Origin of the sequence: Niabella yanshanensis (genome assembly GCF_034424215.1) — a bacterium.
GTDB lineage: Bacteria > Bacteroidota > Bacteroidia > Chitinophagales > Chitinophagaceae > Niabella > Niabella yanshanensis.
Genome location: NZ_CP139960.1, coordinates 55,133 through 71,142, shown reverse-complemented (window position 1 = coordinate 71,142; position 16,010 = coordinate 55,133). Strand labels below are relative to the sequence as shown.

The following is a 16,010-nucleotide window of genomic DNA, read 5'->3' as shown; positions in this document are numbered from 1 at the left end:
CAGCACAATTTTTATATGGCGAAAAAAAAAGCAATACGGGCTAAGAGACTTCGCTTCGGTAAGGAACCGAGCTTTGTGCACCTCGCCTGGTGACTGAGATAGCTGATACATCGCAGGCAAACGAAACGGCATCAGCAAGGTCTTTGCCCTCGCTCAATGCCACTACCAGGGCCCCATTGAATACATCTCCCGCAGCGGTGGTATCTATGGCGTCAACCACCGGCGTAGCAATATGCGTGAATATGGAACCATCATACAATAGCGCACCATGGCTACCCATTGTAATGATGATGATAGCCACGCCTTTATCAGCCAGAATTTTCGCAGCCCTTCTCGCACTCACTTCATCTTCTACTTCCACCCCGGTAAGCAATGAAGCTTCCTTTTCGTTGGGCGTTATAATAGATATCCACTGGTACAGTTCATCCGGAAGCGTCCGCGCCGGGGCCGGATTCAATATAATGGGTACTTTATGATCAAAACCCATCCGGGCTGCATGCATCACGGTCTCCAGGGGTATCTCCAGTTGCATCAGCAGATAAGCTGCCGATTGTATCTTTTCTGATGCTTCATCTACCTGGGCGGTGTCCAGAAGCGCATTGGCTCCGGGCGCTACTACTATTGTATTTTCAGCCGCGTCATTTACAGTGATGATCGCAATGCCCGAAGGCGCGCTTGCATCGCGGGAAATATAAGTTGTGTCAATGCCTTCCTTTTGAAAAAGCGCGAGGGCGTTATTACCAAAAAGGTCATTACCAACGCGGCATATAAAACTGGCGTTGCCTGCAAGCCGAGCCACTGTAACCGCCTGGTTCGCTCCTTTGCCACCTGCATTCATTAAAAAATCGGCTCCGATAATGGTTTCACCCCTGGTTGGGAAATAAGGCGTCCTGATCACCATATCTGTGTTGGAGCTACCAATAATTACAATCGTCTTATTCATATTTTAAGCATTTAGAAATCGTTCGGGCTTTTTGCGATAACGTTAGCGCAAATTATGAAAATTTTTCCATTGGCAGGCGCCAGCGTCGGACTGAAAGAAACAAGTAACTTTCAAACAATTGAATATCAGTGTATTTAAAAATAAACATGATAAAATAGTATACAGAAATGAAAATTTTATACAAGCCTGCCCGGGCGCCCTTTGCCTATTTTTTTTACTGATTTCCGGTAGACCACCGAGGGATTGATCAACAGCTTCATCTGTTGCACTTCTGTGCCTTTTAAATGGGCTTCAATCTGCTCCAATAAAATCTTGATGGAAATGTTGGCAATATCATTTACCGGTTGCGCAACACTGGTAATAGGGCAGGCCAGGAAATCAAGATAGGAGGAATTATCAAATGTCACCACAGACATATCTTCCGGTACACGGACATCATCCTCTTCCAATGCTTTTAATGCCCCCAGCAGGATGGTATCGCTTAACGCGAAAATTGCAGTGGGCCGGTCTTTTTTTTGCAGTAGCAACTTGGTTTCAATATATCCGCTTTCGCTGGTAAAACTGTTACCCGCAACGCTGAAAACAGAACAGCCCGCAGCTTTCATGGCATCTGTGTATCCTTTCACCCTTAAATTATTCGACACCACCGAATTGCTTCCCTGCAGGCATGCAATTCTTTTATGGCCTGCCTGTAACAGGTACTTCGTTATATCATAAGCCCCCTCATAATGATGAGTTGCCACATATGATACCGGTATATCTTCATGATAACGGTCAATACTTATTACGGGTATCTTTCTCTGAAGCAGCGTATCTATATGGGCACTTGCTGCCCCCGATGGGATAATGATAACGCCTTCTATATTTTGCGCAACCAATAGCCTTACCGCTTCTACCTCTGAGTTTTCATCTTCATCACAGTCCATCAATACCACTGAATAGCCTTTAGCTCTTAAGGCATGACTAACCATGCTGGCAACATCTGCAAAATAGGGATTGGAGAGCGTGGGTATGACCAACCCTACCGAAAAGCTTCGCTTCAGCCGAAGGCTTACTGCTGCCCGGTTAGGTGCGTAGTTGAGTTTCGCTGCCGCCTTCAGCACCAGCTTTTGCGTTTCCTCGCTGATCCTGTATTTTTTTGCTGAGCCATTTAATACCCTCGATACCGTGGTAAGCGACAAACTGGTTACTTGGGCAATCGTTTTAATGGTTGTATTTTTCAAAATTGCGATATCGTTTGTGCAAAAATACGGGTAAAGTAAATATTGCGCTAAAAGCATCCCCCGTCCGCTTATTTTTAACAAAAAAGCACAGCCCCTGCGTGGACTGTGCTATATTCAAAAATAAGAGGCGGGGTTAAAGGATAGAGAGGTTCCGGGCGAGTGCATGATACCTGTTATACAATTGATCCATACGTTCTACGGTAGTTTCTGACACCGCCGTATTCCCTTTCTTCCGTACGTAAGTGCTCATAGGCAGCCCTCGTTTTTGCAGAAAATATTTCGCCGCTATGGGATAATCTTCATGCATGACCTGCATTTCATCGATAAAAAACTGCTGTACCCTCTTTACATCGCCGGTTAGCTCCCGGTTGTTGTAATTGTTACATAACCATACAACCAGTTCGGGGAAATAATTTCCCTGTATACAGGAAAGCCCTGCTGAGCCTGCTTTTAAAGAATCCACTGCATGTGCCATATAAGCATCATACAATCCAAAATCTGGCTGGGTTTGGGTCAACTCATTTTTCTTTTCCACTTCAGCTAAATCCAGACAGGTATCTTTATGATAGGTCACCCTGCCTGTACCGGCCAACCGGGCCAGTAATGCGGGGGACAATATTATCTTATACGGTACGGGGCATTCATAAAAGCCAACAGGGATCGCCCCTGTAAGGGAAAATAACTCCATAATATTCGCTTCCAGTACTTCTTCCGGCTCATTTGCCTTTACCAATTGGTTGGTCAGCAATATCACGGCCTGTACGCCCAAGCTATAAACCTGCTTTATAAATTCTGCCTGCTCGCTAAGAGTTGCTCCAAAATTACCGGCTGCTACCACCGGCAGCCTGCCCTCTGTAATGCGAACCACATGAGCAATCACCTGAAGTCGTTCCTTCGGGCTGAGGTCAAACATCTCACTTGACTGGCAGTTGGCAAATAGTCCTTTCGCACCCGCATCCAGATAATAAAGAGTAATTGATGTCAACGCGTCATAATCGATAGCCCCGCTTTCATCGAACGGCGTGAGCATTACAGGAACAAATTTTTTTTCTGTTATCATTTTAATAGATTAAAGTAAATAATTACAAATAGCCAGGGATTTAACTAACCTTAACCGGGGCTTTCTTCTTCCGCGTAAACAGGAGGCCAACCAGGAAAATCACCAGCGTACCTACCACCATGATCATATTGGCATGAAGCGGGTTACGTAGCGAAGCGTAGCTATCGGGAAGCAGGTAAGAAAAAGTCATCCAGAGAATCACCAGTATACCTGTAATGGTAGCAATCAGCGCTGCATGATTACCAGTACGTTTGGAGACAATACCCAGTAAAAAAAGTCCCAGCATGCCCCCTGCAAATATTCCTGACAGTTGCCACCAGATATCCAGAACACTTTTTACTCCAATCATCAGCACGCCGGCAATCATTCCTAATAAACCAAAAACAACCGTACCGGTATGCAGCAAACGAAGTCCCTGTTTTTCGGTAACATTCCTGTTGATATATCTTTTGTAAACATCTTCAGCAAATACGGTAGCAGAGGCGTTCATACCTGAACTGATGGTACTCATACCGGCAGAAAGTATCGCAGAAATGATCAGTCCTAATAAACCGGCAGGGATCATCGTTACCATAAAATTCGGCATCACCTTATCGCCGAAGTCCGCTGGTTGCAGTGTTGCGGCAAGTGCCCTTACCTGGTGCTCTCCAGCGTCCGCTCCCAGCCGCTCTATAGCAGTTTGCATACGTATAGGTTCTAACAAGTCGGGGTTAAGCTGGTAGTAAGCATACAGGCAGGAGCCAATAACAAAGAATAAAAGAGAGGCTGGTATATAGATCCATACACAGAGCCATATTGACTTAGCGGCTTCTTTCTGAGAGGTAGCTGTATGATAGCGCTGCACATAGTTCTGATCCATACCAAAATTGTTCAGGTTCATAAAAAAGCCATAAAGCAGAACTACCCAAAAGGAAGACGAAGTAAAGTCCGGAGATAAATTACCCAGGCTAAACTTTTCATCAGCCTTACCCAGATCCCATATCTTTCCAAAGCCACCATCTACATGGGACACGACGAGATAAACAATGAGTATGGCCCCTATCGTTTTTAGAATACCCTGTACCACTTCTGTCCATATTACGGCTTCGATACCGCCCATTACTGTGTAAAGAATGATACATATCCCAACAATCAGCATGATCATTTTCATATCATAGCCGGTCAGGGCCTGCAAAGTCAGGGAAAGGCCAAAGAAAATAGATCCCATGCGCGCGATCTGCGTAAATATAAAACACACCACGGCATAAGTTCTTGCCCAGGGACCGAACCGCTTTTCGAGATTCGTATAAGCAGATATTTCGCCCGTCCTGCGGTAAAATGGTATAAAATATTTTACGGCAACCCAGGCTGCCAATGGCATGGAAAGACTAAACGCAAAGGCATTCCAGTTAGCGCCAAAAGCTTTACCGGGCACACCAAGGAAGGTATTACTACTGAGGAAAGTGGCATAGATGGACAGACCGATGGCCCACCCGGGAATATGGCCGGATGCCTTGGTAAACTGGTCCTGGCTTTTATTCTTTCTTGAAAAAAAATATCCTACATATACCATGGCCGCCAGGTATATAAGGATTACAACTATATCTATAACAGGCAAGGTTTGCATATCGGTCATTTAAATCAGCAATCGAACAAAGCAAACCTACTTATACAACCGTCGCATTCGTTATAGTATATTTTCACATTGGTGTAGAATATTGTCCTGGTTGGTCACAGGCGTTAATAAAAAATGACCGTCCTTTACCGGACAGTCACTTTGTTGAGTTTTCGCTGAATTACTTTTATTGTTGGCAGCGCTAAATAATCTGCCATATTCAAGGATATAGAGGTGCCTGTACTGTACTTATCACATGGAACAAAGACACTATCGGTTCACTAACCTATCGGTGTTTGCAATCCATCTTTTCAGGCTTATCAGGTTTTCAGCCAACTGATTGCCGTTCCAGCTTTCATGTATTGCCAGGGCGGCGCCCAGGGCTGTACCCTGCGTCATGGATGTTGCAAATACATTTTTGGTTGAAAACATATTAGCCAGCAATTGCATATAAATTTTATTCTTACAAAATCCTCCATCGACATATATATTATCAAGCTCACTATTTTGCAGAACCATATCAGCTGAAGCCTTTTGTTGTATTACTAAATCGATAAGCAATTGGTGATAGGCCTGCTCAGGAGAATCAAAAGAAAACAAATCTCTCCTGTTAAAAAGGCAGGGCGTAGTTGCACTTACCAGATCTGCTTCTCCATGCTTTGAGGCCAGGTGAAAGCCTTTCTTTTCTAACTGTTCTATAACGCCGGCATCATAGATCATCGTCTTCGGATAAGCTTCATCGATAGAAAAGTGCTGTGTTATCCTTTTCACCTGGGTGTCATGATCATTCCCGGCAAATAACATAGTGGTTTTAATGGGGGCACCCTGGTAGGTGAGATAACTTAAACAGCCCTTTTCCAATTCATCGGATTCGGGTAGCTCACTGTTAAAAGGGTTCATGCAAATGACCCAGGTGCCGGTAGAAATGATCATGAAAGGATCTTTAAACCTGCTCAAATAGGGGTTAACAGCAGCAGAACTATCATGCAAACCTGTTCCAACCCATATGTCTTCCCCTGTAAACTCGTTAAGGCAACTAATCACTTCACTACCCTTTGCAACTGCAGCGAGCCGGGGACATAGCTCTTCCTCCTGCAACCAGCTATGATAGCTCATCTTATCAAAGTCCCACATCACCGAATGACAGCCCAGGCTGGTTAATTCCGCTTTGCGTTGACCAGTGATTAAGTAACTAAGATACTGCGGTAAATGGAGCGCAGTGGCTACGCTATTGTATAGTTCAGCTTTCTGGTGCTTCAGCCAGTATAACTGGAGTCCGGCGTTTAAATGTCCCATCACCGGGGAACTGGTATCCTCGGAAAAGCGTGCCATACCGCCCCTGGCCGAGAGGAAATGATCCATGAGCTCCTTTGGGTAAGGTTTTAAATAATTATATAGGTAGCCTACCCTTTCTCCATCTTCGTTAATATATACCAGCGAGGCGCCGTAAGTGGAGAAATTAACCGCCTTTAACTGATATTCTTCAGACCGCTTTAATTGTTGGAACTCACGAAGTATCCATTTGGAAAGAGCGCCGATATCCTCACAGGGAAAGCCCTCATCATCTGTTATTTCATTAAAACAGGTAACTTCCTCCATTAACACATTATAATCACCGTCGAAAACCAATAATTTTTTATTCGTTTTACCGATATCAAAAACGGCGACAACTGGAATTCTCTTTCTCATACTGACACTCTTTTAAAAAACGCGGCTTAGTTATTAAGGGAGTTACCGTATCCGACTATAACAACGGACAGAATAATCGCCGCAATACCCGCTATAATGGTATACCTTGTCCTTTTACTTACCCCTTTCCATTCTTTCAAAGCAACTCCCCAGGCATTGGCCACTAATATAATAAAAGCCATGTGTAAAATCCATGAACTGGCGCCATTACCTAGTTTGCTTTCTCCCATTCCGTAAAAAAAATACTGTAAAAACCAGGTGGTACCTGCAAGAGCAGAAAAAATATAGTTTCCCAGAAGCGGTGTCTTTTTATTTCTATAATCAGTAAAAGTTTTGTTTCGTGCGTTGAGAATCATGCACCATATAAAATTGGTAGTAAGGCCGCCCAACATAACTACTACGAAAATCACATTATTCCGGAAGAGCGGGTTGGCGCCTGCAGCCTCGGCCACAACGGCCATATCTTTACCGGCGGTAATGGCAAAACTCATACAAGCGCTTAAAATACCCGAAAACACAGCAACCAGTAATCCTTTCTTAATATCAAATTCCTGAATAGCATCCTGCTTTTGATCGGTCGACAGCTCCTTTTCTTTCCGCATACCTGCTTTTCCGCAAATAGCAATTCCTAATAAGCATACGACTACCCCAAGCAGTACTATCAAACCACCTGTACTATTCAGCATGGCTGAGAAAGAACCTGCTTCATCAGATGAAGTCATGTCCAGGTAAATCGGGGGAATTAATGCACCAAAGGCGGAACAGAAACCCAGCGCCACCGACATTCCTAATGAGACACCGAGATAACGCATAGCCAGACCGAAAGTCAAACCGCCGATGCCCCATAATGCTCCCAGGAAATACGTCCAGAACAAAGTATCTCCCGGTGTATTGAAAATAATATCCATAAACCCGGGTACCGTTAAATACGCGGCCACCAATGGTACTATGAGCCATGAAAACATGCCCCCGGTAATCCAGTACGATTCCCAGGCCCATCCCTTAACCTTTTTATACGGGATATAAAAGCTGCCTGAAGCAAATCCACCCAAAAAATGAAATACGACTCCTAAAATTGCCTGCATATAATATTTTTATCTTTTTACTACGAAACTGTAGGTTCCGGAACCTAAAGTAAGCACTGTTTTACCAGTCGCTGCCTCTTTGGCCCTCTCCAATACTGATCCTGACAAAGCTTTGCCCGATTCTGTAATAGCTGTTTTATTTCCCGGTAGTATTACTTCGGCAGTTGTATTTGCAGGAATGGTAATTTCCCACTCCAGGGCACCGGCAGTTTTCTTCCAATGACTTTTCACTTCTCCATACTTTGTATTCAACGAGGCTTTTACAAAATCAAGCCCTTCCGGAAATACCGGGTTCATAATGATTTTTTTGAAAGCGACCTCTTTGTCATCGGTTTTGATACCCGCCAGATATTCATAGTACCATACGATCAGATCTCCCAGCAACATCTGGTGGTTGCCTGAATTCATCATAGGATTGGCAGCATCACCATTCCACAACTCCCAGATGGTAGTAGCCCCTTGTTTTACCATATATCCCCAGCTGGGATAGGTAGTATTGGTAGCCAGCTTGTAAGCCAGATCTGCGGCTCCATTATCACTAAGACCTCTCATCAACCACATACCCCCGATGATACCCGAATTAACATGGTCGTTAAAATCTTTGAGGCGGGCACGAATATTAGCAAAAACGGCTGCCTTATCTTCCTCAGGCACCATTCCAAAACTTAAAGGTAACAGGTTGGCGGTAACGGTATTATTAGCATAGGATTTGGAACCTGCATTATAAAACTTTTTATTAAAAGCCGTTAATACTCTTTGCGCTATATCATCAAAGTTTCGTACATCTGATGTATAGCCCAGCCTTTCTGCATACTGCTTCATCAAACCCAGGCAGTGGTAATAGTAAGCCGATGCTAATAATCCGCCATCCGTAATGCGCTTGGGATCCTGGGTCCATATCATTTCTAATGACTCGGGAGGCACACACCAGTCTCCATAATTATCTTTCAAAACAAGATCATTATCACGATAAGTATCCCACATATATAATGTCCATTTTTTCATGGCGGGATATAGCTTCACGAAACTCCGTTCGTCGCCAAACTGCCTGCGTAACATTTCAGGAATCAAAATAAAAGCACTCGGGTACGTTACGTTGTCTGCATAGCGGTCCCAGAAACTGGGAGCAATATCAGGGATGCTGCCGTTTTCTTTTTGTGAGTCTTCTATATCTTCCAGCCATTTTGCATACAGGCGCGAGTTGTCGAACATAAAACTTTCGCCATAGGAGCTAATAACCCTGTCACCCAGCCAGGCTACTCTTTCATCGCGTTGCGGACAATCGGTAGGCATGCCCCTGTAGTTACCGCGGATCGTCCAATAGGCGTTTTTAAAAACGGCGTTGATCGTTTCATTAGACGTTTCAAAGGTTCCGATAGTAGGTATGTCATCATAGACGACTTTTCCCGAAAAATCTTTTACATCAGGTTGTGTTCGCAAACCCGATACTTCTACAAAACGAAAACCATGATAAGTAAATTTCGGCTCCCAGCTTTCCGTTCCCCCGCCTCTCAATATATAAGTATCCGTAGCTTTAGCATCCCTGAGGTTATCCACGTATAGCGAGTCTTTTCCCTTCATCGTTTCGGCAAACCGCAACCGAACGCTATCACCCTTCTCACCTCTTACATTAATGGCCACCCAACCTACCATATTCTGGCCCATATCCAGGATATATGTTCCCCGCGGAGTTTTGTGTACCGACACCGGATGTAATACTTCCTTGATCCTGATGTTTTCATTAGGTTGTGCTGCTATACTCACATTCTTTCCCGGAGACATCAAATCCACAGCCTTCCATGCCTGATCATTATACCCTGCGTTACTCCACCCCGTCAATTCTTTATTGGCATTGTAATCCTCGCCGTCAAATTCATTATTGGCTAATATCGGCCCGTTATCAGTAACCTTCCAACTCTGGTCTGAATGTACCCAGGCAACAGAGCCATCTTCGTACCGGATACGCAGCTGGAGCAGCAGTTGTGGCAGTCCATATTGAGACTGAGGTATCTGTGTAAGCGGGTTGGGTTTTCCATGAAAATTACGTACAGCAAAGAAGCGTCCATTACCCAGGGTAACACCCAAACAATTAGTTCCCTGCGCTACCAGAGGTGTTACGTCATAAGTATTGTAGAATATTTTTTTGTTGTATTCAGATACAGTGGGAGCCAATACATCATTGCCCACTTTCCTGCCATTGAGAAAGAGCTCATATAATCCCATTCCACTTATATAAACCGTGGCAGCTTTAATTTTTTTATCCGAACTAAACTCTTTACGCAGGTAGCGTGCCGCCAGGCGGGTCAGGGTACTATCGGGCTGATCGCTTTTATTATAACTGTTCAAACCAATCCAATGAGCCTGCCATTCGGCAGGTTGCAATAAGCCCATCGTCCAGAGGGAAGGTGCGCTGAAAATTTCTTCTTTATGATTTGTCCAGACTTTCACTTTCCAATAAAGTGATTGGTGAGACTGAAGTGGCTTGCCTTGATAAACGACATTCAATGATGAGTCGGCCTCTATTTTACCGCTGTTCCAGACGTCTGCATTGTCCTTGTCCAGTGCTTCTTTTGAACTGGCCACCAGTAGCTGATAGGCCACTTGCTTCACGTCCTGTTTACCTGAATGAATTTTCCAGCTAAACCGCGGAGCCAGCATATCAGAGCCCAGTAAACTGTCCCGTCCTTCTACCAACAAATTGTTTACCCTGAGGTCCTGAGGACCTGACGCACAACCGTGAAAAAGCGCAGCAAAAGCCAGGCATACCCAGGCAGGAAAGAGTTGAAATGCTTTTTTGCTATTCATTATAGACATCATTTTTGTTCATTTTTTAAGGCCCAACTTTAAGAGCATGATGATTGAACCCTTTTATAAATATTTTCTTTTTGATATTTATTACCTTTCTTTTTGATAATGCTTTAGTGGGGTGACTTTACCGGGCCGTTTCACTGCGAAATGAGCTGCATGTTGCGCAATTTCTTTATACTCGTCTGAAAGAGTAGCAGGCTTGTACAAATTCCCTAATACTGATATACCAAAGATCTGCTCAAACCAGGTGCAGGCTACTGTATAACGTGCATAGGTTTCTTCCAGGTGAAAGCCGTCTCTTGTAAACCGGTCACCTATAAAGCTTGTTCTGGCATTCTGTATAGCGGTACCTGCAGGTATAATATGATATGCATTTATGAGTTTCCGGGCTTTTTTATAAGTATTCACGATGGATTCATACATGAGCTGCTGGTTATTCTGATAATTCGCAAAGCCTGTATGACCTGAATTTCGGGCGTAAGCCCAGGTTTGATGTAATACCAGTTTTACATGCGGATTGCTTGCATTTTCTTTTACATATTCATACAAAGCAGGGAGCGTTTCAACAAATGTTTCATACCTACCCGAATGGTGGCTCACTTGCTGCAAACTAATATAATCCCAGGATTCACTTTTAACAATGGGCCCAATGGCATTATTAAATGTTACTGTTTTCTTCCCGCTTGAATCAATTTTTGTGAAGATATAGGGAGCTGACTGATGTTTCAGATTCGCTATATGGTCTGCCAGAGAGCCTCCGGCTATCGCTAAATTTCCTATTATTATTTTTTTACCGGAGGCTTCAGCCAGATCATACAGATAGTTTTCCAACGCATCGGCTGAAAAGCTGTTACCTATGGCCAGCACCCGTACAACACCTTCCCTGTTCAATTGACGCGCTTCCTTCTTTTTTAGAAGACCGGGGTCATTTACCCCGCTATTATTCATTAATAGCTCCTGCGTTCCTGTTTTCCTGGCTTGCGTTTCATTTAGAAAAGCAGTGATAAGAAAAGCGATACTTAAAACGGTACTCAAAACAGACTGTACTTTTTTCATAACGGACCTGTTTATTTTTATTGGTTAAGTTGATACACAAAGCTCAGTCGTCCAAGGGGCATTACACTTCCCGAAATATAATATTCCATTATATCAGAAGGCTTTGCTACACCATCTGCAACTTTAAAATAAATCTGGGTAGTTTTGTGGTTCGCTGCCATTAGTTTCCTGGGTATCTCCATTTGTATAAGATTTTCCTGAACGGCAATTCTCACACTCCCTGTTTCCTTTTTCTTCCGGTTTTTATCTAACATACTGAGGCGGGCTGCTCCCTTTCTTAAATCCGTTTCGACAATATATTCGTAACCATTCCAGCCTTTGGTAGCGGGAGCATCTTTTCCTATTAACAACTGAAGTAAACCGGTGCTATCCTGCACTTGTACAAAAGGTTTGTCGGCCTTTATCAAAAAATAGAAATTGTGAGCATCATGTGCTACCCTTATTTCCTGCAGATTATTAACGGGAGCTGGCGCAGCATAAGCTATCTTCATGGAGGCTCCATAATGATCCCGGCCTCCCGTTTTTATATTTATATTTCTATAGATGGCTTTTACAGCTGCCCATTGCGCCGCATGACCTGATATATCGATGGTAAGAGGGGCGTACCCCTGATGCTTATCCGTTATTCCCTTATACGCCCTTATATTTTTTATCATTTGTATATAAAAAGCATCGGCATATCCACCCCGCATGGGTTCAATATCCCTGGAAAATTCCAGGTTGGCAGCATCGCAAAGCATATACTCATCGCCGTAGGGTTGTTTATAGGCGACCCATTCGTTCCATCCTCCTACAAAAACGGTGTCGGGGTCAACTGTCAGTGCATGATCCCATTGTTTTTGAAAAAAGCCACCTGTTAGAATGTCTTCTTTTTTGTTTTTTTGACTGCCGGGATCCCAACCACGCCCCCAGTTGGTCCAGCCCGATGTAATGGAACGCGACATAGGCACTTTGGGATGACTGGCCACAGAAACGCTCATGGTGTTGCCATGCAGCGGCTGCGGATATTTCCATTCGATCCAGGGAAATCCATCCTGGTAAACGGAGTCCCCGGGCCATTGCGGTTTCTTAAAGTAAAAAAAATCTTTTATTGCCTGTGAATAAGCAACCGGGCGATAACTGGAGTCCCTTCGGGACACCGCTTCGGCTATATCATCTGCTTCATGGGTGTAGGCTATGATCATAGGCTTACCTCCAACCCTATACCATGCATTGGGATAAAGGTTGGGTTTGTACAGATCGTTGTATAGCTGCCATGTGGTTTCGAAGGACTTGGAGTGGGTATAAAATACAGCTTTGGGAACAGCCCAGCCATCTGATTGCAATTCTTCTATAATACGTAATACTTTTTCGTACACCGATTTATAAGTAACCCTGTTGGTCAGATCAAAAACGATAAAGTCAACGCCCGCTGTTGCAAGCATCGCCATCTGCCGGCGGATGACCCATTCATCAGCCGAATTATAATACCCCCATATGGGCTGGCCCCAAAAATGTGCCTGCCCGGTTGGACTAATAGAATCGTTCAAATGCTTAAAATCGTACAATAACTTAAGCCCGTTGGGCATGGCGCTGATAACTGTTGCATCGTAAATACCAGTAGCATACGGATGTCCTATCCAGGGCCAGTAAAATATGCCCACCTGTTTACCGGGCCTGTAGCCTTCAATGGCTGCAAAGCTTCTGCCGAACTGATCTACCGCTACTACATCGTTGGAAGTATAGGGATGCCTACCAGAAGAAGCCTCCTGCGCACGGATAGCCGGCGGGAACACTAATATTGAAAAGCATATCAACCAAGCTCTCATTATATTACCATTTTGATCTGAATACATAATTACCGGAACCTATTTCATAAACAGCTGCGGCGGCTTCCATCCTGACAAAGCGGATACCCTCTATTTTGCTTATCGGGCGGCCGCCCTCTGTTACAGACTTTACATCTTTGGTAGGTATATAAACCGTTGCCACAGCATTGGGTGGTATGGTTACCTGGTATTCGATCGCGGCCTTTGTTTTTTTCCAGGCAGAGCTCACTTCACCTTTCACCGATTGATAGGTAGCCTGAGCATGCTGTAAATCGTTCGGTATATAAGGACGTAATACCAGTTTACCGAAACCAGGCGCTTCTATATCGGGTAGAATACCTGCAATATATTTGTACAACCAGGAACCAACCGAGCCCATCATGGGGTGATTGTGAGAGTTCATCGATCCACCGGTTTCATACTCCCAACGTTCCCACAGCGTAGTAGCACCATTGGCTAACATATAACCCCAGCTTGGATAAGTAGTTTGGGTGGCAATTTTGTATGCCGTCTCCAGCTCCCCATGCTCTGTAAGCGCCTCTAACAGGTACTTGGTACATAAATTACCGGTTGTAAGATGATAGCCTCTTTCTTTTACATCCCGTACCAGATTGGCCACCACCCTGGGAAGCCGCTCCTTAGTTGGAGCTCCCAGGAAAATAGCAAAGGAATTGCAGGATTGATTATTGGTACCGTAGCCCCCTTTCGATTCGTCCCAGAATTTAGTATTAAAAGCGTTCAGGGTGCGGGTGGCCAGTTGTTCATATTGATGCTGGTCATCCACATTGCCTAATACTTCCGCCAGTTTCGCCATCACCTGTGCACTGTAATAGAGATACCCTGTAGACATCAGGTCGCCGGGGGTATTTACAGACAATGCGCCGTAGCTATGGCCTTTTGCTCCAAACTCTGCGGGCGGGGACCAGTCTCCATAGTAGCTGTATTCCAGTATCCCGGCTTTATTGGTACGGGAAGTCAGATAATTGACCCATGCTTTCATGTTGGAGTAGTTCTTGCGGATAATTTCCGTATTACCGTAATACTCATAACTCTTCAGCGCCAGCAGCAGGAAGCTCACTGATACTGGATCGGCAGGTTTGCCGCCTACTTTATAAGGTGCAGTGTCAGTGATCTCTCCATTCTCAGTTTGCGTATCACAGATATCCTGTATATATTTTGCGTAAAAACGATGGAGATTAAAATTATACATGGCCTGTTCTATCCTCACCGTCAGGTCGTTCAGCCAACCCATCCGCTCATCGCGTTGCGGACAATCGGTTGGAATGCTATGCAGGTTGGCGGCTTCGGTTCTTTTTACCATCTGGTAGATACGGTTTAGCAGATCATTGCTGCTGCTAAACTTACCGGCTTCTTCCACATCTGAACGAACTCTTCTTACTGTCAGGTCATCAACAGAGGGTGTACCCGGCCAGCCCTCTATTTGCATATAACGAAATCCATGATAGGTAAAGCGGGGCTCCCAGGTTTCTGTTGCTCCCCCTTTCAGGATATAGGTATCGGTAGCCCAGGCAGTACGCAGGTTTTCCTGGTTGATGGTACCATCAGGGTATAAGGTTTCGGCAAATTTCAACGTGATCTTTTTACCTTTTTCTCCTTTTACTTTTATAGCCACCCATCCCGCCATGTTCTGGCCGGCATCCATCACAAATATTCCGGGCTTTACTTCTTTTATTGAAACCGGCTTAAACGACTCTACCACCCTGATAGGCTCCAGCTGCTGCGAGGCCATTTTACCTCCCGGAGCTTCTAATACCGGGGCTACGCCCCAGTGTTGACTGGGTAATCCTTTAATGATCGTATCGGAGGGCAGATTCCATTCAGGCTTTTCCTGACGGGCATCGTATACTTCTCCATCTAAAACACCTGCAGACTGAACCGGCCCCAGGGTTACGTTTCTTATAGAGGAAGAATTGATCACTTCCATAGTGCCGTCGGTAAAATAGAACTCCATTTGCATGCGCAGCTTGGGCATTCCGTACCACCCGGGCGCTACGGCAATCACCATTACATTATCTTTTTTTAAATACTCCTTGATATCATAAGTACTGTAATAGATCGTTTTTGCAAAATCGCTGGTTGCCGGATCTAATACATGATCGTTTACTTTTTTACCATTGATCTCCATTTCGCTGTAGCCGATACCTGCTACATAGGCTCTCGCTTTGGCTATTTCTTTTTGGAATGAAAAAACACGCCTGAAATAATGCACTCTCCCGATCCATCCTGAAGGAAAACCTACCCAATCCCCACTCCAATCTGACTGATGCAGCAAGCCTGTTTCAAAATATTCGGTGTTGCTTTCGGCTTTTGCATTATCCATGCCCCACCAGATCAATTTCCAATAGTATCTTTTACGGCTCTCCAAAGCTTTACCACGATATAGTATTCCTGCGGACGCAGCGGATGCTACCTTCCCGCTATTCCAGATATTTCCGTCACCGGCTGCCAGCTTCTCCGGCGTATCTGCTACCAGTAACTGGTAGGCATTTTGCTTTATATTACGTTTAGAAGTTTTAAGCTCCCAGCTAAATTGTGGGGTGCGTGAATCTACTCCTATAAAACTGGCAGCATTATCTACTTTCAGAGCTGTAACACTCACTTCGTCAGTCGCATTCAGTTTTTTTGCCGTTGCGTGTGACGCAAATGGTAACAGGAATAACATAACAAGAAACCATATCCGGTTCCGGAAGATGCAATCGTTCATAAATATTTTTTTTACAGGC

At 44.5% G+C, this 16,010-nt stretch carries 10 protein-coding genes; all 10 read right to left on the bottom strand.

Annotated elements, in window-relative coordinates:
• Positions 1–40: 40 nt before the first annotated feature.
• Complete coding sequence (rbsK, locus tag U0035_RS00190; protein WP_114791308.1) at positions 41–943, bottom strand: ribokinase; 903 nt, start codon at positions 941–943, stop codon at positions 41–43.
• Positions 944–1,119: 176 nt separating this feature from the next.
• The gene (locus U0035_RS00185) at positions 1,120–2,166 is read right to left on the bottom strand and encodes a LacI family DNA-binding transcriptional regulator (RefSeq protein WP_162817893.1); all 1,047 of its coding nucleotides are present in this window, start codon (positions 2,164–2,166) and stop codon (positions 1,120–1,122) included.
• 133 nt (positions 2,167–2,299) lie between these two features.
• A complete protein-coding gene (locus U0035_RS00180) occupies positions 2,300–3,226 on the bottom strand; it encodes a dihydrodipicolinate synthase family protein (protein ID WP_114791306.1) in 927 nt (308 codons plus the stop codon).
• A gap of 40 nt (positions 3,227–3,266) precedes the next feature.
• Complete coding sequence (locus U0035_RS00175; RefSeq protein WP_114791305.1) at positions 3,267–4,832, bottom strand: sodium:solute symporter family protein; 1,566 nt, start codon at positions 4,830–4,832, stop codon at positions 3,267–3,269.
• Positions 4,833–5,090: 258 nt separating this feature from the next.
• Positions 5,091–6,509, bottom strand: a complete 1,419-nt coding sequence (locus U0035_RS00170) for an FGGY-family carbohydrate kinase (RefSeq protein ID WP_114791304.1) — start codon at positions 6,507–6,509, stop codon at positions 5,091–5,093.
• 26 nt (positions 6,510–6,535) lie between these two features.
• On the bottom strand, positions 6,536–7,594 hold the full coding sequence (rhaT, locus tag U0035_RS00165) for an L-rhamnose/proton symporter RhaT (protein ID WP_114791303.1): 1,059 nt from the start codon (positions 7,592–7,594) through the stop codon (positions 6,536–6,538).
• Between the two features lie 9 nt (positions 7,595–7,603).
• Positions 7,604–10,399, bottom strand: a complete 2,796-nt coding sequence (locus tag U0035_RS00160) for an alpha-L-rhamnosidase (protein ID WP_162817892.1) — start codon at positions 10,397–10,399, stop codon at positions 7,604–7,606.
• A 90-nt stretch (positions 10,400–10,489) separates the two neighbouring features.
• Positions 10,490–11,458 carry a DUF4886 domain-containing protein gene (locus U0035_RS00155; protein ID WP_211316445.1) on the bottom strand — a complete coding sequence of 323 codons (969 nt, stop codon included), beginning with the start codon at positions 11,456–11,458 and terminating at the stop codon, positions 10,490–10,492.
• A gap of 17 nt (positions 11,459–11,475) precedes the next feature.
• On the bottom strand, positions 11,476–13,266 hold the full coding sequence (locus tag U0035_RS00150; RefSeq protein ID WP_114791301.1) for a glycoside hydrolase family 71/99 protein: 1,791 nt from the start codon (positions 13,264–13,266) through the stop codon (positions 11,476–11,478).
• Between the two features lie 4 nt (positions 13,267–13,270).
• Positions 13,271–15,991: an alpha-L-rhamnosidase gene (locus U0035_RS00145; RefSeq protein WP_114791300.1), complete on the bottom strand. Its 2,721-nt coding sequence runs from the start codon at positions 15,989–15,991 to the stop codon at positions 13,271–13,273.
• Between the last annotated feature and the right edge of the window lie 19 nt (positions 15,992–16,010).

What these genes read in the sequence shown, in the direction of transcription:
- U0035_RS00160 (WP_162817892.1), bottom strand. Translation starts at nt 10,399, where the DNA reads ATGAATAGCAAAAAAGCATTTCAACTCTTTCCTGCCTGGGTATGCCTG.
- U0035_RS00150 (WP_114791301.1), bottom strand. Translation starts at nt 13,266, where the DNA reads ATGAGAGCTTGGTTGATATGCTTTTCAATATTAGTGTTCCCGCCGGCT.
- rhaT (WP_114791303.1), bottom strand. Translation starts at nt 7,594, where the DNA reads ATGCAGGCAATTTTAGGAGTCGTATTTCATTTTTTGGGTGGATTTGCT.
- U0035_RS00145 (WP_114791300.1), bottom strand. Translation starts at nt 15,991, where the DNA reads ATGAACGATTGCATCTTCCGGAACCGGATATGGTTTCTTGTTATGTTA.
- U0035_RS00180 (WP_114791306.1), bottom strand. Translation starts at nt 3,226, where the DNA reads ATGATAACAGAAAAAAAATTTGTTCCTGTAATGCTCACGCCGTTCGAT.
- U0035_RS00170 (WP_114791304.1), bottom strand. Translation starts at nt 6,509, where the DNA reads ATGAGAAAGAGAATTCCAGTTGTCGCCGTTTTTGATATCGGTAAAACG.
- U0035_RS00175 (WP_114791305.1), bottom strand. Translation starts at nt 4,832, where the DNA reads ATGCAAACCTTGCCTGTTATAGATATAGTTGTAATCCTTATATACCTG.
- U0035_RS00155 (WP_211316445.1), bottom strand. Translation starts at nt 11,458, where the DNA reads ATGAAAAAAGTACAGTCTGTTTTGAGTACCGTTTTAAGTATCGCTTTT.
- rbsK (WP_114791308.1), bottom strand. Translation starts at nt 943, where the DNA reads ATGAATAAGACGATTGTAATTATTGGTAGCTCCAACACAGATATGGTG.